The sequence below is a fragment of the Streptomyces sp. NPDC050546 genome, assembly GCF_044457425.1.
Taxonomy (GTDB): domain Bacteria; phylum Actinomycetota; class Actinomycetes; order Streptomycetales; family Streptomycetaceae; genus Streptomyces.
Window position 1 is genome coordinate 128,049 of sequence record NZ_JBITGX010000011.1, and the last position, 18,867, is coordinate 146,915.

Annotated in this window: 22 protein-coding genes; 1 reads left to right on the forward strand and 21 read right to left on the reverse strand. The window is 70.1% G+C overall.

What is annotated here, in order from left to right; genetic code table 11:
- Window positions 1-137: 137 nt before the first annotated feature.
- The 3 genes from pyrH to rpsB form a co-directional block, all read right to left on the reverse strand.
- Window positions 138-896, reverse strand: coding sequence for a UMP kinase (gene pyrH / locus ACIBK5_RS26820; RefSeq protein ID WP_399023236.1), 759 nt, complete (start codon window positions 894-896; stop codon window positions 138-140).
- Window positions 897-1,080: 184 nt separating this feature from the next.
- On the reverse strand, window positions 1,081-1,917 hold the full coding sequence (tsf, locus tag ACIBK5_RS26825; RefSeq protein ID WP_399023238.1) for a translation elongation factor Ts: 837 nt from the start codon (window positions 1,915-1,917) through the stop codon (window positions 1,081-1,083).
- A gap of 178 nt (window positions 1,918-2,095) precedes the next feature.
- Window positions 2,096-3,046, reverse strand: a complete 951-nt coding sequence (rpsB, locus tag ACIBK5_RS26830; RefSeq protein WP_399023240.1) for a 30S ribosomal protein S2 — start codon at window positions 3,044-3,046, stop codon at window positions 2,096-2,098.
- 273 nt (window positions 3,047-3,319) lie between these two features.
- Here rpsB and ACIBK5_RS26835 point away from each other — a divergent pair, with 273 nt between their 5' ends.
- Window positions 3,320-3,886 (forward strand): peptidoglycan DD-metalloendopeptidase family protein, encoded by a 567-nt coding sequence (locus ACIBK5_RS26835; protein WP_399023242.1) that lies wholly within the window; start codon window positions 3,320-3,322, stop codon window positions 3,884-3,886.
- Window positions 3,887-4,114: 228 nt separating this feature from the next.
- Here the strand turns inward: ACIBK5_RS26835 and ACIBK5_RS26840 are convergent, their stop codons facing one another.
- The 18 genes from ACIBK5_RS26840 to proS all read right to left on the reverse strand — a co-directional run bounded on the left by ACIBK5_RS26840 (window position 4,115) and on the right by proS (window position 18,718).
- On the reverse strand, window positions 4,115-4,672 hold the full coding sequence (locus ACIBK5_RS26840) for a TetR/AcrR family transcriptional regulator (protein ID WP_399023549.1): 558 nt from the start codon (window positions 4,670-4,672) through the stop codon (window positions 4,115-4,117).
- Between the two features lie 93 nt (window positions 4,673-4,765).
- Window positions 4,766-5,608: an RNA polymerase sigma factor WhiG gene (whiG, locus tag ACIBK5_RS26845; protein WP_184598498.1), complete on the reverse strand. Its 843-nt coding sequence runs from the start codon at window positions 5,606-5,608 to the stop codon at window positions 4,766-4,768.
- A gap of 271 nt (window positions 5,609-5,879) precedes the next feature.
- A complete protein-coding gene (gene dprA, locus ACIBK5_RS26850; RefSeq protein WP_399023244.1) occupies window positions 5,880-7,040 on the reverse strand; it encodes a DNA-processing protein DprA in 1,161 nt (386 codons plus the stop codon).
- Window positions 7,037-8,662, reverse strand: coding sequence for a YifB family Mg chelatase-like AAA ATPase (locus ACIBK5_RS26855; RefSeq protein ID WP_399023246.1), 1,626 nt, complete (start codon window positions 8,660-8,662; stop codon window positions 7,037-7,039). Before ACIBK5_RS26855 ends, dprA begins: the two co-directional genes overlap by 4 nt.
- Window positions 8,662-9,060 (reverse strand): YraN family protein, encoded by a 399-nt coding sequence (locus ACIBK5_RS26860; protein WP_399023248.1) that lies wholly within the window; start codon window positions 9,058-9,060, stop codon window positions 8,662-8,664. Before ACIBK5_RS26860 ends, ACIBK5_RS26855 begins: the two co-directional genes overlap by 1 nt.
- Window positions 9,061-9,136: 76 nt before the next feature.
- Entirely contained in the window at window positions 9,137-9,445 is a 309-nt protein-coding gene (locus ACIBK5_RS26865; RefSeq protein ID WP_003993268.1) for a DUF2469 domain-containing protein, read from the reverse strand.
- A gap of 56 nt (window positions 9,446-9,501) precedes the next feature.
- Window positions 9,502-10,026, reverse strand: a complete 525-nt coding sequence (locus ACIBK5_RS26870; protein ID WP_382496886.1) for an NUDIX hydrolase — start codon at window positions 10,024-10,026, stop codon at window positions 9,502-9,504.
- Window positions 10,016-10,795, reverse strand: a complete 780-nt coding sequence (gene lepB / locus ACIBK5_RS26875) for a signal peptidase I (RefSeq protein WP_399023251.1) — start codon at window positions 10,793-10,795, stop codon at window positions 10,016-10,018. The genes ACIBK5_RS26870 and lepB (ACIBK5_RS26875) overlap by 11 nt, the downstream gene beginning before the upstream one ends.
- Before the next feature lie 51 nt (window positions 10,796-10,846).
- Window positions 10,847-11,809 (reverse strand): signal peptidase I, encoded by a 963-nt coding sequence (gene lepB, locus ACIBK5_RS26880; RefSeq protein WP_399023253.1) that lies wholly within the window; start codon window positions 11,807-11,809, stop codon window positions 10,847-10,849.
- Window positions 11,697-12,788 carry a signal peptidase I gene (gene lepB / locus ACIBK5_RS26885; RefSeq protein ID WP_399023255.1) on the reverse strand — a complete coding sequence of 364 codons (1,092 nt, stop codon included), beginning with the start codon at window positions 12,786-12,788 and terminating at the stop codon, window positions 11,697-11,699. The genes lepB (ACIBK5_RS26880) and lepB (ACIBK5_RS26885) overlap by 113 nt, the downstream gene beginning before the upstream one ends.
- Complete coding sequence (gene lepB, locus ACIBK5_RS26890) at window positions 12,781-13,509, reverse strand: signal peptidase I (protein ID WP_399023256.1); 729 nt, start codon at window positions 13,507-13,509, stop codon at window positions 12,781-12,783. Before lepB (ACIBK5_RS26890) ends, lepB (ACIBK5_RS26885) begins: the two co-directional genes overlap by 8 nt.
- Window positions 13,510-13,554: 45 nt before the next feature.
- On the reverse strand, window positions 13,555-13,905 hold the full coding sequence (gene rplS, locus ACIBK5_RS26895) for a 50S ribosomal protein L19 (RefSeq protein ID WP_399023258.1): 351 nt from the start codon (window positions 13,903-13,905) through the stop codon (window positions 13,555-13,557).
- 135 nt (window positions 13,906-14,040) lie between these two features.
- Window positions 14,041-14,874: a tRNA (guanosine(37)-N1)-methyltransferase TrmD gene (trmD, locus tag ACIBK5_RS26900; RefSeq protein WP_399023260.1), complete on the reverse strand. Its 834-nt coding sequence runs from the start codon at window positions 14,872-14,874 to the stop codon at window positions 14,041-14,043.
- A complete protein-coding gene (rimM, locus tag ACIBK5_RS26905) occupies window positions 14,874-15,416 on the reverse strand; it encodes a ribosome maturation factor RimM (protein WP_399023262.1) in 543 nt (180 codons plus the stop codon). Before rimM ends, trmD begins: the two co-directional genes overlap by 1 nt.
- Before the next feature lie 82 nt (window positions 15,417-15,498).
- Complete coding sequence (locus ACIBK5_RS26910) at window positions 15,499-15,738, reverse strand: RNA-binding protein (RefSeq protein WP_115744409.1); 240 nt, start codon at window positions 15,736-15,738, stop codon at window positions 15,499-15,501.
- Between the two features lie 2 nt (window positions 15,739-15,740).
- The gene (gene rpsP / locus ACIBK5_RS26915) at window positions 15,741-16,160 is read right to left on the reverse strand and encodes a 30S ribosomal protein S16 (RefSeq protein WP_382496902.1); all 420 of its coding nucleotides are present in this window, start codon (window positions 16,158-16,160) and stop codon (window positions 15,741-15,743) included.
- Between the two features lie 283 nt (window positions 16,161-16,443).
- Entirely contained in the window at window positions 16,444-17,052 is a 609-nt protein-coding gene (locus tag ACIBK5_RS26920) for a hypothetical protein (protein WP_184598513.1), read from the reverse strand.
- A gap of 250 nt (window positions 17,053-17,302) precedes the next feature.
- Window positions 17,303-18,718, reverse strand: a complete 1,416-nt coding sequence (gene proS / locus ACIBK5_RS26925; protein ID WP_399023265.1) for a proline--tRNA ligase — start codon at window positions 18,716-18,718, stop codon at window positions 17,303-17,305.
- Window positions 18,719-18,867: the final 149 nt, after the last annotated feature.

Sequence of the window (18,867 nt, forward strand, 5' to 3'; positions counted from 1 at the left end):
GCTGCGGTTCCATGTGGGGCGGCGGCCGGCTGCGTCGCGTCTTCTTCCTGCACGGTTCCCGACCGGCAGGACATTGTCCATCCCCCGGCCCGGCTCCGTCCCGTCCGTCCCCCGGACGGGGTGGTGCGGGTCGGTCCTCAGTCCCGGCCGGCCGCGTCCCCGACGAGCGTGCCGATCTTCTCACCCTTGACGGCGCGCCCGATGTTGCCCTCCGCCAGCAGCTCGAAGACCACGATCGGGAGCTTGTTGTCGCGGCACAGCGTGACGGCCGTGGCGTCGGCGACCTTCAGGTCGCGCGTGATGACCTCGCCGTAGCCGAGGTGGTCGAACTTGACCGCGTCCGGGTTGGTCTTCGGGTCGGAGTCGTAGACCCCGTCCACGCCGTTCTTGCCCATCAGCAGCGCCTCGGCGTCGATCTCCAGGGCGCGCTGCGCGGCGGTGGTGTCGGTGGAGAAGTACGGCATGCCCATACCGGCGCCGAAGATCACCACACGGCCCTTCTCCAGGTGCCGTACGGCGCGCAGCGGGATGTAAGGCTCGGCGACCTGCCCCATGGTGATGGCGGACTGTACCCGGCATTCCACGCCCACCTTCTCCAGGAAGTCCTGGAGGGCGAGGCAGTTCATGACGGTGCCGAGCATGCCCATGTAGTCGGAGCGGGCCCGGTCCATGCCGCGCTGCTGGAGTTCGGCACCGCGGAAGAAGTTGCCGCCGCCGATGACGACCGCGACCTGCGCGCCGTCGCGTACGACGGCCGCGATCTCGCGGGCGATCTTGTGCACCACGTCGGGGTCGACGCCCAGGCCCCCGCCACCGGAGAAGGCCTCTCCGGACAGCTTCAGCAGAAACCGGCCGCGCACTTTGCCGTCGTCGCTCTTCTGGGGCTTGGTGGTCATGGGGGATTCCGCCTCTTTCACGTGTTGCACATACCAAGAAGGCCATTGCCGGTGGGGCGTGTTTCGCATCCCATACGGCAATGGCCTCCTTGTCAGATCTGCTGTCGTCCGCCACCCATGTGACGGCGTACACGGACGACTGCTGCCGACCTTATCGGGGTCGGGCGTCGATCGCGGTACGGACTCAGATGCCGACCTTGATGCGCGAGAAGCGCTTCAGGGTGACACCGGCCTCGTCCAGGACCTTCTGGACGGACTTCTTGTTGTCCAGCGCGTAGGGCTGGCCGAGCAGCGTGGCGTCCTTGAAGAAGCCGTTGAGGCGACCCTCGACGATCTTCGGCAGGGCGGCCTCGGGCTTGCCCTCGGCGCGGGTGGTCTCCTCGGCGACACGGCGCTCGGACTCGACGACCGCGGCCGGCACGTCCTCCTTGGAGAGGTACTTCGGCGCGAAGGCGGCGATGTGCTGGGCGACGCCCTTGGCGATCTCGGCGTTCGGCTTGTCCAGCTCGACGAGAACACCGATCTGCGGGGGCAGGTCGGGCATCGTGCGGTGCATGTACGCCGCCACGTAGCCGTCGGCGAACTGCGCGAAGCGGTCCAGGACGATCTTCTCGCCCAGGTTGGCGTTGGCCTCGTCCACGAACGCCTGGACGGTCTTGCCGGCCTCGATCTCGGAGGCGAGCAGGGCCTCGAGGTCGGCCGGGGAGGTCTTGGCGACGTGCTCGGCGATGGTGGTGGCCACGGCCTGGAACTTGTCACCCTTGGCGACGAAGTCCGTCTCGCACTTCAGCTCGACGATGACACCGGAGGAGTTGTCGTCGGCGATGATCGAGACCACGGCACCGTTCTCGGCGGAACGGCCCTCGCGCTTGGCGACGCCCTTCTGGCCCTTGATGCGAAGCGCCTCGACGGCCTTCTCGACGTTGCCCTCGGCCTCGTCCAGCGCCTTCTTGCAGTCCATCATGCCGGCGCCCGTGAGCTCACGGAGCTTCTTGACGTCGGCGGCGGTGTAGTTCGCCATGAGTCTGTGAATCTTTCTCGAAGTCTGGAAGATCGAAGATCTGCGGATGCGCCCCCCATGGAGCCGGAGGGCGCTGTCTTTCCGCTGACCTACGGGTGAACGGCGGGAGCGGACTTCACCGCGCCGCAGGAGCGGGGGGGATGGAGTGCCGCTCCCGCCGTCACCTCGGACTGACGGGTCAGGCCTGCTCGGCCTCGGCGGCCTTCTCGCCCTCGGCCGGCTTCTCGGCCTCGGCCGGCTTCTCGGCCTCGGCAGCCGGAGCAGCCTCAGCAGCCGGAGCAGCGTCGGCGGCCGGAGCAGCCTCAGCCTCGGCGGCCGGAGCGGCCTCAGCGGCGGGGGCGGCCTCGTCGGCCTTCTTCTCGCCCTCGAGCAGGTCGCGCTCCCACTCGGCCAGCGGCTCGCCCGCGGCCTTCTCGCCCTTGTCGCCGGTGGCGACGCCGGAACGGGCGATGAGGCCCTCGGCGACGGCGTCGGCGATGACGCGGGTGAGCAGGGTGACGGAGCGGATCGCGTCGTCGTTGCCCGGGATCTTGTAGTCGACCTCGTCGGGGTCGCAGTTGGTGTCGAGGATCGCGACGACCGGGATGTTCAGCTTCCGGGCCTCACCAACGGCGATGTGCTCCTTCTTGGTGTCCACGATCCAGACGGCGCTGGGCACCTTCTGCATCTCGCGGATACCACCGAGGGTCTTCTCCAGCTTGGCCTTCTCGCGCGAGAGCACGAGAAGCTCCTTCTTGGTCAGACCGGACGCGGCGACGTCCTCGAAGTCGATCTGCTCGAGCTCCTTGAGGCGCTGCAGACGCTTGTAGACGGTCGAGAAGTTGGTGAGCATGCCGCCCAGCCAGCGCTGGTTGACGAAGGGCATGCCGACGCGGGTGGCCTGCTCGGCGATGGCCTCCTGCGCCTGCTTCTTCGTGCCGACGAACATGACCGTGCCGCCGTGGGCGACGGTCTCCTTGACGAACTCGAAGGCGCGGTCGATGTACGACAGCGACTGGAGCAGGTCGATGATGTAGATGCCGTTGCGCTCCGTGAAGATGAAGCGCTTCATCTTCGGGTTCCAACGACGGGTCTGGTGACCGAAGTGGACGCCGCTCTCCAGCAGCTCCCGCATCGTGACGACGGCCATGGCCGTATCTCCTTGAATTTCTCGGTTGTGCCGCGGATGCCGGACGGCTTCCGCGCCTGACGCCCACTGCGCGCCGTTCCACGAGGGACCGAGGGGCGCTGATACAGCCCGTTGCCGGGGTGCGTATCGGGGCGTGCGAAGTCGACCCGGTGACCCGGGTCGCCACCAGAAGTGTACGGGACCCGCGGGGTACCGGGTGACGCCGTTGTCCACAACCGAACAACGGTCCACAGCCACGCACGGTGACCGGCGGTGGTACGGGACGCTCTGCGCATGCGAGCGAAGCGATGTGTGCGTGTGTGTACGCGGCTGATCCTGCTGCTGGTTCTGACGTCGGCCGTCCTGCTGTCCCCGCCGCCGCGGCTGTTCGCGGCGGCGCCCGCCCCGGACCCGACCGTTCCGGCGGTGGGACGCGCGTGGCCCGTCGGATCACGCCCGCAGGTCCTCCACGGCTGGGAGCCCCCGGCGACGGCGTACGGCCCGGGCCACCGTGGCGTGGACCTGGCGGCAGCAGCGGGAACGCCGGTACGGGCGGTGGCCGGGGGCCGGGTGTCCTTCGCGGGTCGGGTGGCCGGCAAGGGGGTCGTCTCGGTGGAACTCAGGGGGACCGGCGATCCACTCTTGCGCACGACACACGAACCGGTGACGGCGACGGTGGAGGAGGGCGAGGAGGTGGAACCGGGGGAGGTGATCGGCACGGTGGACGCCGCCGGCTCGCACTGCGCGGCGACGTGCGTGCACTGGGGCCTGCGCAGGGGCGAGACCTACCTGAACCCGCTGCTCCTGCTCCCACCCTGGCTCCTGCACAGGGGCCCGTCGCGGCTGTTGCCGGTGTACTGAGCCGCTGAGCCTGCGGGCAGCTGAACCTGCGGGCAGTCGTACCGCTGAACCTGCGGGCAGCCGTGCCGCCGAGCCTGCGGGCAGCCGTGCCGCTGAACCTGCGGGCAGTCCGTGCCTCCCCAGTGTCTCAAGGGCCTGGGAGGTGCCCCCATGGGCGGCACAGGTGGGCGCAGGCGGCACCCCGCTACGCCGGGCTGCGGACCCGCCCGGCCCCGGCACCGACGCCCCTCAGCCCAGCACACCCCGCAGCGCCATACCCACCGCCGCATCCGCGATGACGCCGGGCTCCTCCGCAGCTCCCAGCTCGATCCGCCGCACGGCCGCGTCGACAACCCCCTGTAGCAGCATCGCCGCCAGCCGCGGCTCCTCATGCCCCATCTCGGCCAGCGCCTCGACGATCATCGCGACCAGCCCCCCGTGCGCCGCACGGATCTTCTCCCGGGCCCCCGCGTCGAGCTCACTCGCGGAGATCGCGACCACGGCACGGTGCCGCCTGTCCCCGACCAGCTCCAGCTGCCGGCGCACATACGCCTCGACCTTGGCCTCGGCCGTATCCGCCCGCTCCATCGCCGCCGACACGTCCGCCGCCCAGACGGGGAAGTCGACCTCGCACAGCTCCTGGACCACGGCCGCACGTGACCGGAAGTACTCGTAGACGGACGATCGCGCGAGGCCCGTCCGCTCGGCGAGGGCCGGGAAGGTCAGCGCCTCCGTACCGCCCTCGGACAACAAGGAACGAGCCGCGTCCAGCAGGGCGGCTCGCTGCATCGACCGGTGCTCGGCCACGGAGGCCGCTCGAATCCTTGGCACGTCAACACTCTACGGACGCGTCACGCCCGACGGGAGTGGCTCACGCCGATCCTTCGATATCCGCCCAGGTCAGCGGCCGAAGCTCGCCAGTTTCGCCCTGAGCTGCAGCACCGACTTGGTGTGGATCTGGCTGACCCGGCTCTCGGTCACGCCCAGCACGTTCCCGATCTCGGCCAGGGTGAGCCCCTCGTAGTAGTAAAGCGTGACCACCGTCTTCTCCCGCTCGGGCAGCGTGTTGATCGCCCGCGCCAGGAACCTCCGCAGCTCCCGGTCCTCGGCGACCTCCACGGGGTTGTCGGCGGCGGTGTCCTCCAGCGTGTCCATCACGCTCAGCCCGTCACCGCCCTCTCCCCCGCCGTGCAGCAGCTCCTCCAGGGCCACCACGTTGGCCAGCGACAACTGGCTGAACACCGCGTGGAGTTCCTCCACCGCGATGCCCAGCTCGCCGGCCACCTCGCCCTCCGTCGGCGTCCGCCGCAGCCGTGCCTCCAGCGTGGCGTAGGCCCGCTCCACATTGCGTGCCTTCTGCCGCACCGAGCGGGGGATCCAGTCGAGTGCCCGCAGCTCGTCGATCATCGCGCCCCGGATCCGGGTGATCGCGTACGTCTCGAACTTGATCTCCCGGTCGATGTCGAACTTCTCGATCGCGTCGATCAGCCCGAACACCCCGGACGAGACGAAGTCCGCCTGCTCCACGTTGGACGGCAGGCCCACGCTGACCCGTCCCGCGACGTACTTCACGAGCGGCGAGTAGTGCAGGATCAGCTGCTCCCGCAGCCGCTCGTCCCCCGTCGCCTTGTACGACCGCCACAGCTCGTCGAGCGTCGAGGGAGCGGGCGGCCGTACGCTGCCACCGTCACGGGCGGCTGGGGGGATCGCCGCCCGGTCGGACCCGGAGGTGTGCTGGGGCATTCGTCGCCTTGTGCCGTTCTGCTGCGGAGTAGTGCTGCCGGGGTGAGCTGTCTGTCTGATGTCGAGTTGCCTGTCCGTGTCGGGATCCTCGTGAGCGTAGCGTGACTGCGGTGTCGCGGTGTGCGAAGAGCGGAGGCCAAGGCGGACGCGGATACGTCCCGAAGGGGTCCCGGCGGATCGCCGCGATCGCTCAGCGTGATCACCGGAGGAGCCCAACTGGGCGCATTTCCAAGGGGTGTCGAGGTTCCCCCGGACGGCCGAACACGTGCGGTCAGCATGGCCCGGGACCGCCGCGGACCGACATCACCGCCTGGCGTGTCAACTTCCAGCCATCGCCGTGTCGTTCGACGTATCCGAGTGCACGGAGTTCGTACAGTCTCGCGATCGCGTCCTCCTGTGCGGTCTGTGCGCGGCGCGCGATCTCGTCCGGCCGGGCCGCCTGGCCACCCGGCAGGGCGGCGAGCACCTGCCGGGCCGCGGGTTCGAGCAGATCCCGGGGCAGGACGGGTCCGCGCCGGTCGGGTGCCAGCTGTCCGATGTCGCCGACCAGCTCGACGACGTCCGCGGCGTCGGTGACCAGAGCCGCCTCGCCGCGCAGCAGTTCGTGCACTCCGGCGGAGAGCCCGCTGGTGGCCGGGCCCGGTACTCCCATCGTGTGACGGCCGAGGCGCTGTGCCGCCCGCGCCGTGACCAAGGAGCCGCTGCGGTGGGCGGCTTCGACGACCACGGTGCCGCGGGTGAGCGCCGCGATCACCCGGTTGCGCAGGATGAACCGGCTCGGTGTCGGGTGATCACCGGGTGGCAACTCGCCGATGACCAGGCCCTGTTCGGCGATTCTGCTGATCAGCTGGGTGTGTCCGCGGGGGTAGGGGCGGTCGACGCCGCAGGCGAGGACGGCGACGGTGGCGCCGCCCGCACCGAGGGCGCCGCGGTGGGCGGCGCCGTCGACTCCGTAGGCGCCGCCGGACACCACGACCCAGCCCTGCTCGGCGAGGCCGGCGGCGAGGGTGGCCGCCATGTGTGCCCCGTACTCGGTGCAGGCCCGGGCGCCGACGACGGCCACGGACTTCAGCGCCCACATCCGCAGGCCGGCCCGCCCCCGCACCCACAGCCCGAGGGGCCGGGCATCCCCGAGATCGTCGAGCTGTCCCGGCCACTCCTGATGCCCGGGACACACGAACCGCACCCCGGCCTCCCGGGCGACGGCGAGGTCCTCACCGGGCCGTGCCGTCTCAGCTCTGGCCAGCAGCCCCTGCCACCGCTTGCCGCCGACCCCGGGCAGTCTCCGCCCGCCCTCCACCAGCCTCCGGACCACCTCCCCGACCCCGAACTCCCGCACCCACCGCCCACCGACCTCGTCCCCGGGCTCGAGAACCCGGGTGAGGAACACCCGGGCGAGCAGTTCGTCGTCCGGCTTGATGACGCCGCTCACGTCAGTGCTCCGATGGCCATCGGGACGCCCCGCGGCACACCGGTGCGCAACTGGAGCGCGAGGGCGACATCCGTCGCGTCGGGACGGTCGTGGCCGACGAGATCGGCGACGGTCCAGGCCACCCGCAGGACGCGGTCCAGTCCGCGGGCGGTCAGGACGCCCCGCTCCAGGTTCCGCTCGGCCTCGTCCATCGCGCCCGACACGGCGTACCAGCGGCTGCGCAGCTCGCGGCCGGGCACCTCGCTGTTGGTGCGCCAGGGAGTGCCGGCGAGGCGCTCCGAGGCCCGTTCCCGGGCGGCCCGCACCCGGTCGGCGACCGTCACCGTGGACTCGCCCCGGGCACCGCAGGCGGTCAGTTCCGTGCGGGTGACACGGTCCACCTCGACGCGCAGGTCGACCCGGTCGAGGAGCGGGCCGGAGAGCCTGGCCTGGTAGCGGCGGATCGCCGAGGGCGGGCACTCGCACAGGTCGTCCCGCTGCGAGAACCGGCCGCACGGGCAGGGGTTGGCCGCGAGCACCATCAGGAACTTCGCCGGGAAGCGCACCACTCCCGCGCTGCGCGCGATCACGACATGGCCCGCCTCCAGCGGCTGACGCAGGGCGTCCAGGGCCCGAGTACTGAATTCGGGTGTTTCATCCAGAAACAGCACCCCGCGGTGGGACAGCGACACCGCGCCGGGCCGCGCGATGCCCGGGCCGCCGCCGACGAGCGCCTGCATCGTGGCCGAGTGGTGCGGGGCGCAGTATGGAGCGACGTCGATCAGCGGCTTTCCCGGGGGCAGCAGGCCGGCCACCGAGTGGACCGCGGTGACCTCAAGCGACTCCTGCCGGCCGAGCAGGGGCAGGATGGCCGGCAGCCGCTCCGCGAGCATCGTCTTGCCCGCGCCGGGCGGCCCTTCGAGGAAGAGGTGGTGCCCGCCCGCCGCGGCCACCTCCACCGCCGTGCGCGCCGAGGTCTGCCCGACGACGTCCGCGAGGTCGTGACCGTGGTCTTGCTGGGCCGCTCCGACGCTGTGCATGCCCGTGGCCGCGCCCGTACCGGGCACGCGCAGGCCGGCGAGGAGCGGGTCCGGGCGCCCCTGTTCGTCCGGCTCCTCGTCAGGCACGGGTTCGTCGGCCAGGATGGCGATCAGTTGCCGCAGGCTCCGGACGCCCAGCACCGACACCCCGGGCACCAGGGAGGCCTCGGCGGCGGCGCACTCCGGCACCACCACCTGCTCATACCCCGCGTCCGCCGCCGCCAGCACCGCCGGCAGCACCCCGCGGACCGGCCGTACCCGCCCGTCGAGACCCAGTTCCCCGATCATCACGATGTCGGCGAGGACCCGGGGGTCGATGCGCTCCGCCGCGCCGAGGACGGCTGCCGCGACGGCCAGGTCGAAGCCGCTGCCGGACTTCGGGACGGAGGCCGGGCTCAGGCCCACCGTGAGTTTCTTCTGCGGCCAGGCCGCGCCCGAGTTGACGACCGCGGCGCGCACCCGGTCCCGGCTCTCCGTCAGGCTCTTGTCGGGCAGCCCCACCAGCGTGAACGCCGCGACACCCGGTTCGAGGTCGGCCTGGACCTCGACGACCACGCCCTCGACGCCCACCAGCGCCACCGAACACGTACGGGCGAATCCCATCAGGCCACCCCCCGCACATGCTCGACCACGGCCGCGCCGCGGTACGGCAGCAGCACGCCGACCACATCGATGCGGACCCCGCCGGGCGGGGCGCCCCCGTGGCTCTGGATCCACCGCTCCGCGAGATCCCGGAGCCGTTCCGCCTTCTGCGGGGTCACGGCCGCCATCGGATGCTCGAAGGGACCCTCCCTGCGGGTCTTCACCTCGCAGACGACCAGGACGTCACCGTCCCTGGCCACGATGTCGATCTCACCCGTCCGGCCGGAGCGCCAGTTGCGCTCCACGACCGTCAGACCGGCCTCGGTCAGCTGCCGCGCGGCCAGGCTCTCGCCGTACTTCCCCATGGCGCTGCGCGCCCGATGTGCGTTCATGTCGGCACCTCCGGCGCCAACGATCACGCACCCGCCTCCACGAAGTGGATCTTGGTGGACGGCTCAGCGGGTGTGGACAACTCCGTCACCCACTCGAGGGACCTCAGCCGCTCGGCAGCTCGAGGTCGCTCTTGTTCAGCTCCTCGATGTTCACGTCCTTGAACGTGAGAACCCGAACCTGCTTCACGAAGCGCGCCGGCCGGTACATGTCCCACACCCAGGCATCCGCCATGGACACCTCGAAGAACACCTCACCCTGGACCGAGTGCACCTGCATCTCGTAGTCGTTGGTCAGGTAGAAACGCCGCTCGGTCTCGATCACGTATTTGAACAGACCGACGACATCGCGGTACTCCCGGTAGAGCTTCAGCTCCATCTCGGTCTCGTACTTCTCGAGGTCCTCGGCGCTCATGGCATGTTCCCCTTCAGCCGTGCGATCCCACCATTGTGCGCCAGTCCTGTGAGCCCCTAGACGATTTCCGGGTCAAGGATCACGGGCCTGGCCGGGGGACCTTCGTCGAGCAGCGTACGCAGCAGCCCGGCGAGTCTGGTCGGATACACCGTCTCATGTGCCCGGGTCAGTTCCGGACACGTCCACCAGCGCGCTCCGGCGACACTGCGCCGCTCCAGCTCGGTCAGTCCGGCGGCGGCGATCTCCGTACGGTCCGTACGAGCCAGGTAGTACCACTCGTCCTGGTCCCAGCGGCGGCCCGCGAACGGGAACGAGCACTTCCGCCGCCACAGCACCGGGCCGAGCTCGACCTCGGTGATGCCCGTCTCCTCGGCGAGTTCCCGCAGGGCGGCCTGTTCACGGGTCTCGTCGCCCTCCACTCCGCCGCCGGGGGTGAACCACCAGTCGTCGGCCGGATCGTCCGGCTCGTGCCCGTGCAGCAGCAGGATGCGGTCCTGCGGGTCGAGCAGCACCACCCGGGCGACCTTGCGCAGCCCGCCCTCGTAGGAGTCCTGGCCCGCCCCCACGGCCTCAGCGGACACCCGCGGGCTCCGCACTGCCCCGCCGGGCACGGGCCGCGCCGGCGCGCTTGGCGATCGGGCCGTAGGCGCCCCCGCCCAGGACGAGCACGGCACCGACGATCACCGCGGTGATGATCGTCGGCAACGGTCCGGGCGAGGAAAGGCCGCCGAGCGCCTCGAAGCCGGTCGCGCGCTCCAGCATGCCCTTCATCGGGTACACGACGGAGTCGACGCGGGCGTCGACGGCGGAGCGCGACACCGTGCCACTGGCCGCGTCGGTCAGATGGGCGGTGGAGTCCACGGAGCTGCCGCGCTCGTCGCCGAGCAGGAACAGCCGTCCCTTGGGCACGGTCACGGTCGGGAAGTTGGTGATCTCGGCCGGCGCGCCCTTGGGCAGGTAGGGCTCGTCGATCTCCTTGCCGTTGACCTTGAGTTTGCCGTCCTGGCAGCAGGAGACGGTGTCGCCGCCGATGGCGACCACGCGCTTGACCATCGGCGCGTTGGCCCAGGTCGCGTCCTTGAAGACGACGACATCGCCGCGACGCACCTGATCACCGTCGACGCGCTGCGCGAGGATCCGGTCGCCCGCGTCGATCGTCGGCGTCATCGAACTGGTCGGCACGGTGTATGGCCGGTAGACCACCGCTCCCCAGGCGAACCCCCCGAGGAAAAGCACGAGGCCCAGCGCGACGGCCAGCCCGGACAACCGCTGTCCGGTCCGGCTGCCCACCGGGCCCGTACCTGTGCCACCGCTGCGCGGGGCCGTGTGCGTCATGCTCTCGCCACCCATGGGTCCGCACCCTACCCGGGGGTACCAGCCGGGGTCAGCCCGCCGTCGGAATCACCGCTTCCGGCGCCACCACAGCACCACGGGCACCGCACCGGCGAGCGCCAGCCCCTGCGGCGCCACCGCCCAGCCCGCCGCGGCCGGCTGGGCGTTCAGGCCGGACTGGTCGAAGGTGTCCGGCACCGGCAGGTTGTCCCAGCGGTTGATCGGCCAGGCGATGACGACGGCCCGTCCGACGACCTCCTTCACCGGGACCATGCCCTTGTGCCGGTCCGCCTGGTTGTAGCGGGAGTCCCGGGAGTTCTGCCGGTGGTCGCCCATGACCCAGATGGAGCCCTCGGGGACCTTCACCTTGAACTGGCCGCCCTGGTCGTCGACGCTGCACGGCGTGTTGCCCGGGTAGACGTACGACCGCTCGTCCAGCGCCTTGCCGTTGACCGTCAGCGGGCCGGTGCCCTTGCACTCGATCGTGTCGCCACCGACGCCGACGACCCGCTTGATGAGGTCCTTCTCCTCCGCGGACGGCATCAGGCCGATCCAGCTGAGGAACGTCTGCAGGGCGTTCGGATCCGTGGTCGGCTCGCCCGCCAGCCAGTTGTCGGGGTCGTGGAAGACGACGACCTCGCCGCGCTCGGGCTCGGAGCCGAACCAGGGGGTGAGCTTGTCGACCAGGACGCGGTCGCCCTGCTGGAGCGTGTTCTGCATCGAGTCGGAGGGGATGGAGAACGCCTGCACCAGGAAGGTCTTGATCAGCAGCGCCAGCACCAGCGCGATGCCGATCAGGATGGGCAGCTCCTTCCAGAAGGAGCGCGCCTTCTTCGGCGTCCGGTTCGTACCGCCCGGCCCCTGGCCATCGGCTGTGCTGTGCGTTCCTGTCACCCTGTCGTCCTCGGCTGCCCCGGAGTCATTCCCGGAGGTCACGGCGCTGTCCGCGGCCGGGACGGTGGATTCCGCGGGTCGCCCGCGCTGCTCCTCGCCGTCGTGTCCGGACCGTGCGCCGACCGCCACATCCCCCACGCCAACTCCTCACTCTGTGCCGCCGCCTGCCCCATACACGGCGCAGGCCCACCACTCCCATAACGAGCGGGAGTTCCGCAGGGGTCGGGAGCTGGATCGTTCCGTTCGAATCGTCGGAGGCAACCCTATGCGACAGCGGGGCGGCAGCGGTCGACCCGGTGGCCGAGTCGGACACGGAGGCGTAGGTGGTCGGTTCCTCCAGCATGTTCCAGTGACCGAAGGGCCAGGCGATGACCATGGCGCGGCCCACGACCTCGTCCTCGGAGACCGTGCCTCCGTAGTCGGTGTCCTGGTGGGCGCGGGAGTCCGCGGAGTTGTTCCGGTGGTCGCCCATCACCCAGTACCGTCCCTGGGGGACCGTGATCTCGAACGGCGTGTCGGACGGGGCGTTGCCGGGGTACAGGTAGTCCTCGTTCAGCGGGATGCCGTTGACGGTCACGCGCCCTTGGGTGTCGCAGCACTTGACCTTGTCGCCGCCGACGCCGACGACGCGCTTGATGAGGTCCTTCTCGTCCTCGGACGGCAGCAGGCCGATGAAGGTGAGCCCTTCCTTGACCTGCTTGATGACGACGGGGTCTTCCTTCGGAGTGGCGGTCTGATCGTCCTGGAGCCAGCCGCCGGGGTCCTTGAAGACGACGACGTCCCCGCGCTGCGGCTCGGAGCCGAACCACGGGGTGAGCTTGTCGACCAGGACGCGGTCGCCGATCTGGATCGTCTGCTCCATGGAGCCCGACGGGATGACGAAGGCCTGGACGAGGAACGTCTTCAGCACGAGGGCTATGAGGACGGCGACGCCGACGAGGAGCGGTATCTCCTTGACGGCACCGCGCCTGCGGCGCCGCTTGACCTTGCGCTGGAGCTTGCGCCGCTCGGCGCGGGTACGTCCGCCGGACGGGCTGGCGGCGCGCCGGGCGCCGGTGGGCAGCAGGTTTTCCGCGGCACTCGTGGCGACGCCGCGCGGCTTGGCGCGGTTACCCATGGGCACCCGCCCTACCGGCGGCGGATGCGGGCACGCGCGCGTAGGCGTCCGGGCGTTGCAGCCGGGTGGCGTGGCCGAAGGGCCAGACGATCCAGTCGGCGCGGCCGATCACCTCACCGACCGGGACCATGCCGCCGCCCGGGGAGCCCAGGTGGTCGCGGGAGTCGCTGGAGTCGCCGCGGTGGTCGCCGAGCACGAACAGGGTGCCGTCGGGCACCACGACGTCGAAGGGAACCTCGGAGGGGCTGTCCCCGGGGTACAGGAAGCCCGACTCGTCGACCGGCCGGCCGTTCACCTGGATCCTCCCCTTCTGGTCGCAGCAGACCACACGGTCCGCTCCCACACCGACAACGCGCTTGATGTAGTCCGCGTGCCCGAAGTACCCCGTCCCGTCGAACACGACGATGTCTCCCCGCTGCGGCTGGGCACCGAAACGGTACGCCAACTTATTTACGAGAACCCGGTCCCCGATCCTCAATCCCCGCTCCATGGATCCGCTGGGGATCTGGAACGGCCGCAGCACGAACGTACTGAGCAGCAGCAGGAAAAGCAGGCAGGTCAACAAGGTCAGAGTGATCCGCCCGCCCGGAACCCATGCGCTGACACGCGACACCAACGCGAAACGCGACCGTTCCTCCGGCCCTCCTGGGTCCGAGGTCTCCTCGGAGTCGGAAGGGCGGGAGGAGCGGTCGCGCTCCGTCTGCTGTGCTTCGGTGTCCATCGGAGCCAGATGTTATCCGGCCCCGGCGCGAACCCCGGAGAGCGCTCAGTTCTCGCGCTTCTCCTTGATCTTCGCGGCCTTGCCGCGCAGCTCGCGCAGGTAGTACAGCTTGGCGCGGCGGACGTCACCCTTGGTGACGAGCTCGATCTTCTCCACGATCGGGGTGTGCACCGGGAAGGTGCGCTCGACGCCGACGGAGAAGGAGACCTTGCGGACCGTGAAGGTCTCGCGCACGCCGGAGCCCTGGCGGCGGATCACAACGCCCTTGAACTGCTGCACACGGGAGCGGTTGCCCTCGATGACGCGGACGTGGACGTTGACGGTGTCGCCGGGGCGGAAGCCGGGAACATCGCTGCGCAGCGACGCGGAGTCGACGGTGTCGAGCAGGTGAGACATTTCGTCTGCTTTCCTCGCTGATGCCACAGGTCATCAACGGAATCTAGGTGTTTCGGATCAGGGCTGTACGCGTCGGAACGGGCGTCATCTCCCCCTGTGGCAGGGGCGCACGCCGGACGGACGCACAACAGCGACCTATTGTTCCATGCCCTCGGTCCTGCGCCAAAATCGGCCGTAAGGCTCCCCCGCGGGGTCCGGTGCCCAGCCCAGGATGGACAGCATCTCGCGGTCCTTCTTGTCGAAGGCCTTGGGATCGCACCGCTCGATGAGGTCGGGCCGGTGGGCGGTCGTACGCTTCAGCGCCTCGTCCCGGCGCCAGCGCGCGATCTTGCCGTGGTGACCGCTGAGCAGCACGTCGGGGATGTCCCGGCCGCGCCACTCGGGCGGCTTGGTGTAGACGGGCCCCTCCAGCAGATTCGCCATGACACCGGGCGCGAAGGAGTCGTCCCGGTGGGACTCGGCGTTGCCCAGGACGCCCGGCAGCAGCCGCGCCACGGCCTCCGTGACGACGAGGACGGCCGCCTCGCCGCCGGCCAGGACGTAGTCGCCGATGGACACCTCGTACACCGGCATCCGGGTCGCGTACTCGTCGACGACCCGCCGGTCGATGCCCTCGTAGCGGGCCGGCGTGAAGATCAGCCAGGGGCGCTCGGAGAGCTGGACGGCGAGTTCCTGGGTGAAGGGGCGCCCGCTGGGCGTGGGCACGATGAGGGCGGGCGCCCGGGAGCCGGTCTCGTAGCCGTCGGCCAGCACGGTGTCGAGCGCGTCCCCCCAGGGGTCGGTCTTCATGACCATGCCGGGGCCGCCGCCGTAGGGCGTGTCGTCGACGGTGTTGTGACGGTCGTAGGTCCAGGAACGCAGGTCGTGCACCTGGACGTCGAGCTGTCCACGCGCGCGTGCCTTGCCGACGAGGGAGACGTTCAGCGGTTCCAGGTACTCGGGGAAGATCGTGACGACGTCGAGGCGCATTACGACTCGTCCCGGCTGGAGGCGATCTCGGCGCGGTCGTCGATCAGGCCCGGCGGCGGGGTGATGACGGCCTTCTGCTCCTCGAGGTCGATCTCGGCGACGATCTCCTCGACGAAGGGGATCAGCACCTCGCTGCCGTCGGGGCGCTCCACGATGAAGAGGTCCTGGGAGGGCAGATGCGAGATCTCCGTGATCCGGCCGACCTCCGTGCCGTCCGCGGTGACCACGTCGAGGTCCATGAGCTGGTGGTCGTAGTACTCGTCCTCACCCTCGGGCATTTCCTCCGGGTCGATCTCGGCGATCAGGAGGGTGTTGCGCAGGGCTTCGGCGCCGGTGCGGTCGCGGACGCCCTCGAAGCGCAGCAGGAGACGGCCGCTGTGGACACGGCCCGTCTCGATGGTGAGCGGTCCCGTGGTGGCGGGATCGGTGGCGAGTACGGCGCCGGGCGCGAGCCTGAGCTCCGGCTCGTCGGTACGGACCTCGACGGTGACCTCGCCCTTGATGCCATGGGCACGGCCGATCCGTGCGACTACCAGCTGCACGTGTCCAACTCTCCTGTCATACGACTGCGGGCCGGGGACGGCCCTGAAGGCCCTCCCCGGCCCGAGCCGGTTGCGATAAGCGTCAGCGGACGTGGTCCACGTCGACGAGGTCGACGCGGACACCGCGACCGCCGATGGCGCCCACGACGGTACGCAGGGCGCGTGCGGTGCGGCCGTTGCGGCCGATCACCTTTCCGAGGTCGTCCGGGTGCACCCGGACCTCGAGCACTTGCCCGCGGCGCAGGTTGCGCGAGGCGACCTGCACATCGTCAGGGTTGTCGACGATGCCCTTCACGAGGTGCTCGAGAGCCTCCTCGAGCATGCTCAGGCCTCGGTCGACGCGGACTCGGCGGCCGCCTCGTCCTTCTTCTCAGCCTTCTTCTTCTGGGTGATGGCCTCACCCTTGCCCTCGTCGTCGCCACCGAGGGCCTCGAACGACGGGCGGGCCGACTTCTCGGCGGCCTGCAGCAGCGGAGCCGGGGCGGGCTCGCCCTTGTACTTCTGCCAGTCGCCGGTCTTCTTGAGGATGGCGAGCACGGGCTCGGTCGGCTGCGCGCCGACACCCAGCCAGTACGCCACACGCTCGGCGTCGACCTCGATCACCGACGGGTTGTACGTCGGGTGGTACTTGCCGATCTCCTCGATCGCACGGCCGTCACGGCGGGTGCGGGAGTCGGCGACGACGATGCGGTAGTGAGGCGAACGGATCTTGCCCAGACGCTTCAGCTTGATCTTGACTGCCACGGGAGTGGATTCTCCTGGATTTGACGTGGTTGGGCACGGCGAGACTGCCGCGTGGGGTTGCGGTACCCGAGTGCCCGATGGACGCGTCAGCCGGAGGAGAGAGGGGTCCTGTGCGACTGTCGAGTACAGCTAGCCATTGTGCCACACCCCGCCGGGCGGCTTTGCCCGGGGTGCGCCGCTCCCCGGGCATGCCGGGCCGGCACCCGGCGCGGGGGTGAGGTACGTCGGGTGCACACCCCGGCAGCGTGTCTCGACCGGCAGCCACGAGATGCCGGTGCCGACGTCAGCCCGCCACCGCTCCCGCTCCCACCACGTCCGGGATGCGGAACGGCTTGCCGCAGCCGCCGCAGACGATCGGCGCCTGGGCGAGCACGGACGGCACCACGCGGACGTTGCGACCGCAGTCGCAGACCGCCTTGACGCGTACGCCGCCACCGGAGGAGCCGTGGCGTGCGGCCGGGCCCCGGAAGGTGCGGGAGGTGTCGGAGGAGGTCGCGGCCGTGTGGGCCTTCAGGGCTCGCTGGAGGCGTTCCATCGTCGGGCGGTAGCGGCGCTTCGCCTCGGGGGTGAGCGTGACCAGGGAGAAGCCGCTGCTGGGATGCGGTTCCTCGGGGTGGTCCAGGCCCAGCTCCTCGGCGATCGCGAGGAATCTGCGGTTGTGGTAGCGGCCGGCACGGGAGGTGTCGCGGACGCCGCGCGAGGCGGCGATGCCATGGACTGCCTCATGGAGCAGTCGCTCGAAGGAGAGCTCGTGACCGCACGCGGACGACGACTCCCCGATCAGGGACTCTGGCGCGGCAAGGTCGGGCAGCTCGGGGTGGTACCGCTGAATATCGGCCCACGCCTGTGCCAGCTCTGCGGCGAGAACAGGTGGTGTCTGTGTCGTGCTCACGTAATGACAACGAGCCGGGGTGCCACAGTGTTCCGATTCCGGGCCATCCCAAATAATTTGCACGTACCCGTCAGTTGCCTCTGATGCGTCCCGACGAGGGCGCGTGCGCTGATCTGTGGAGAAGCCTCGCAGCTCACCACAAGGTGGTGCGTAGTTCCGCGTACGCCCCGGCGCGTAGATCGTGTCCGCGCGCCGGGGAAGCAGGGGTCCGCGCGTACGCAAGAGGCGTTTCGGCCGCCTTGCGTCGCGCTCAGTAAGCGCGTGCCACGACGGCGACGTTACCGGGTGCGTCGTCGGCGTCCGGCACCGCCCCGTCCTCGGCGACCAGACACCGTACGGTCGCCGCGTGATCGGCGAGCTTGGACTCGCCCTCCTCACCGAGCACGGCCCAGGGGATGCGCGCCCAGCCGCCGGCGGTGACCGCCTCCACTGCCTCCTCGAACGTCGAGACCTCGGCCGTTCGGGACTCGCGGCGCTCGCGGGACTGCTTCAGCAGCAGCGCCTGGTCCTCCTCCAGGATCCCGGGCAGCAGCGGCACCAGGGAGTCCAGGGAGACCGGCTCCTTGCCTCCCGGGATGCGGCGCGCCAGCATCGCCGTGCCGTTCTCCAGGTCGCGCGGGCCGACCTCGATGCGCACCGGGACGCCCTTGAGCTCCCAGTCGACGGCACGGCGGCCGAAGGGGATGTCGGTGCGGTCGTCGACCTGGACGCGGACACCCGCCGCCTTCAGCCGGTCGCCCAGCTCGTGGACCTTGGCCAGAACCGCGTCGTCGCCCTTGATCGCGAGCACCACCGCCTGGATCTGCGCGAGCCGCGGCGGGACGCGCAGGCCGTCGTCGTCGCCGTGCATCATCACCAGGGCGCCGATCATGCGGGTGGTGGAACCCCAGGAGGTCTGCCAGACCAGCTCCTGCCGGCCGTCCTTCGACAGGTACCGGGTGTTGAAGGCCTTCGCGAAGTTCTGGCCCAGTTCATGGCTCGTGGCCATCTGGAGGGCCTTGCCGTCGCCCATCATGCCTTCGAGCGTGAGGGTGTTGACGGCGCCGGCGAACCGCTCCCTGACGGTCTTGCGGCCCGGGACGACGTCCATCGCGAGCACGTTCACCATGAAGTCCTCGTAGACCCGCCGGTGAATGCGGGCGGCGAAATCGCGCGCCTCCTCGTACGTGGCGTGCGCCGTGTGTCCCTCCTGCCAGAGGAACTCGGACGTACGCAGGAACAGCCGGGGCCTGAGCTCCCAGCGCACGACGTTGGCCCACTGGTTGATGAGCAGCGGCAGGTCGCGGTAGCTCTGCACCCACTTCGAGAAGGAGGCGTTGATGATCATCTCGGAGGTGGGCCGGACCACGGCGGGCTCTTCGAGTTCCTTGCCGCCGCCGTGGGTGACCACCGCCAGTTCGGGTGCGAAGCCCTCGACGTGGTCCGCCTCCCTGGTCAGGTACGACTCGGGGATCAGCAGCGGGAAGTACGCGTTCTGGGTGCCCGTCTCCTTGATGCGGGCGTCCATCTCGGACTGCATCCGTTCCCACAACCCGTACCCGTACGGTCGGATGACCATGGTGCCGCGCACCGGACCGTTGTCGGCGAGTTCCGCCTTGGTGATCAAGTCCTGGTACCAGCGCGGGAAGTCGTCCGCCTGGGAGGTGAGAACGGGTGCCTTGGCCATGGCGGGATGGTACGGGCCCAAGTTGCCGGAATGTGAAATCTCGCCATAGGCACATGACAACTCATATGCCCGGGCGCATTCCACTGGACGACAGGTCGAGGGGGGAGTTTCCTGGCATACGGGGGTAGTGCGAGCGCACTGTCACGGGG

Bases quoted from the DNA above. Each gene is read 5' to 3' on its own strand.
- pyrH (WP_399023236.1), bottom strand. From the start codon at position 896: ATGACCACCAAGCCCCAGAAGAGCGACGACGGCAAAGTGCGCGGCCGG.
- tsf (WP_399023238.1), bottom strand. From the start codon at position 1,917: ATGGCGAACTACACCGCCGCCGACGTCAAGAAGCTCCGTGAGCTCACG.
- rpsB (WP_399023240.1), bottom strand. From the start codon at position 3,046: ATGGCCGTCGTCACGATGCGGGAGCTGCTGGAGAGCGGCGTCCACTTC.
- ACIBK5_RS26835 (WP_399023242.1), top strand. From the start codon at position 3,320: ATGCGAGCGAAGCGATGTGTGCGTGTGTGTACGCGGCTGATCCTGCTG.
- whiG (WP_184598498.1), bottom strand. From the start codon at position 5,608: ATGCCCCAGCACACCTCCGGGTCCGACCGGGCGGCGATCCCCCCAGCC.
- ACIBK5_RS26855 (WP_399023246.1), bottom strand. From the start codon at position 8,662: ATGGGATTCGCCCGTACGTGTTCGGTGGCGCTGGTGGGCGTCGAGGGC.
- ACIBK5_RS26865 (WP_003993268.1), bottom strand. From the start codon at position 9,445: ATGAGCGCCGAGGACCTCGAGAAGTACGAGACCGAGATGGAGCTGAAG.
- lepB (WP_399023251.1), bottom strand. From the start codon at position 10,795: ATGGGTGGCGAGAGCATGACGCACACGGCCCCGCGCAGCGGTGGCACA.
- lepB (WP_399023255.1), bottom strand. From the start codon at position 12,788: ATGGGTAACCGCGCCAAGCCGCGCGGCGTCGCCACGAGTGCCGCGGAA.
- lepB (WP_399023256.1), bottom strand. From the start codon at position 13,509: ATGGACACCGAAGCACAGCAGACGGAGCGCGACCGCTCCTCCCGCCCT.
- rplS (WP_399023258.1), bottom strand. From the start codon at position 13,905: ATGTCTCACCTGCTCGACACCGTCGACTCCGCGTCGCTGCGCAGCGAT.
- trmD (WP_399023260.1), bottom strand. From the start codon at position 14,874: ATGCGCCTCGACGTCGTCACGATCTTCCCCGAGTACCTGGAACCGCTG.
- ACIBK5_RS26910 (WP_115744409.1), bottom strand. From the start codon at position 15,738: ATGCTCGAGGAGGCTCTCGAGCACCTCGTGAAGGGCATCGTCGACAAC.
- proS (WP_399023265.1), bottom strand. From the start codon at position 18,718: ATGGCCAAGGCACCCGTTCTCACCTCCCAGGCGGACGACTTCCCGCGC.